At 62.1% G+C, this 1,455-nt stretch carries 2 protein-coding genes; both read right to left on the reverse strand.

The annotated features are described in order from the left end of the window. Positions 1-310: 310 nt before the first annotated feature. The gene (locus tag ACFWJO_RS39060) at positions 311-757 is read right to left on the reverse strand and encodes a YdcF family protein (protein WP_378494017.1); all 447 of its coding nucleotides are present in this window, start codon (positions 755-757) and stop codon (positions 311-313) included. A gap of 172 nt (positions 758-929) precedes the next feature. Further along, the coding region (locus tag ACFWJO_RS39065) for a UDP binding domain-containing protein (protein ID WP_386872973.1) at positions 930-1,455 on the reverse strand (526 nt) is incomplete at its 5' end.

A 1,455-nucleotide genomic window follows, 5' to 3' on the forward strand; every position in this document is an offset into this window, starting at 1 on the left:
ATATCTCCCCCGAGCCCCATGTTCGAATCTTACTTCGAACATATGTTCGAGTCAATTGTTAGTGCAAACTGGCTTTTCCAACGCGAGCCAAGCAACAATGGCGGCATGACGACTGCCGGCGTCGTCCGTAGCTAGAGCATCCAGGAGATGCACGGCATCATCGATTCCGACACCACACCCGGTGGCGCGTGGACGCACTTCAGTAACGTCGCCGCCTTGGGCTTTCGTTCGCTGACGCACTACCGCGCACTGGATGTTCGGAAGGTGGAGTACTTCGGCCCACCGCACTCGTCGCCGACGGGGTGCGGATTCAGCAACGCCCTTGGAAGAATGCCTTGACCAACCCGAACGTCTGATACAGGTAGATGTACTCCCAGTGGGCGACGCTGAAGTCGTAGTCCCGCGGGACAGGCCGCATCACAGTCTCGCCATCGAAGCACTGCGAGAAGATGTACCGCGCACGCGGCAGGTGGTACCGCCAGCTGATCACCATGACGCTGGTCCACCCGTGCTCCGCGGCGAGGTCCCGCGTGAACAGGGCCTCGCCTCGCGTCGTACTCGGTTGCGGCGGGACGCAGGTGACGGTGAAGCGCTGATCCTGGATGGCACAGAACTCGGCCATCTTGCGGTCGCCCTTCCAGTAAGGATGGGACAACACGACGTTCGAGGAAACACCCTGGCGCGCTAGCTCGATGCCGTACTCCTCGCGACCATCGCGCTCCCCACCGAGCACGATGATGGCATCGACGGGAATCATTGGATCGACTCGAGACTTGGTGTAAGCGAAGTGGCCAACCACGCCCAGACCGGCCGCTCCAACAGTCGCAGCCCCAAGAGCACTCATTGCAATGATCGCCGGTCGCCGCACAGTCCAGAGTAGATGCCACCATCTCGCACCGCGCGGGACTCCGGGCCTCTCCGAAGACCGGCTACGGCCTTCCAAGACCTCTGTAGGTCCAGTCGGCATCGCGCCATTGTTGCGGATCGAGGCAGTTACGCCCGTCGATGAGAACCTTCTTGCGCACCACGGCATCCAGATCTGCGGGCTGAAGCTTCTGGAACTCCGGCCATTCGGTCAGCACCAGAACGACATCGGCCCCTTCGCAGGCGTCCAGTGCGGTGTCCGAGTATCCGAGTGTCGGGAACAGCGCCCGTGAGTTGTCCATAGCTTTGGGGTCGTAGACGTTGACCGCGGCGCCCTGCAGCTGAATCTGGCCGGCGACGTTCAGGGCTGGAGAATCGCGCACATCGTCGGAGTCAGGTTTGAATGCCGCACCCAACACCGCGACCCTCGCACCCAACAGTGAACCGCATGCTTCGCGCGCGAGCTCGACCATGCGTGTGCGACGGCGCATGTTGATGTTGTCGACTTCACGTAGGAAGGTGAGGGCCTGGTCTGCACCCAACTCGCCCGCCCGCGCCATGAACGCCCGGATGTCCTTCGGAAGGCAGCCG

Source organism: Streptomyces sp. NPDC127092, assembly GCF_042722475.1.
Lineage (GTDB): Bacteria > Actinomycetota > Actinomycetes > Streptomycetales > Streptomycetaceae > Streptomyces.

Excerpts from the sequence above, each read along its gene's own strand:
- ACFWJO_RS39060 (WP_378494017.1), bottom strand. The coding sequence starts at position 757 with ATGATTCCCGTCGATGCCATCATCGTGCTCGGTGGGGAGCGCGATGGT.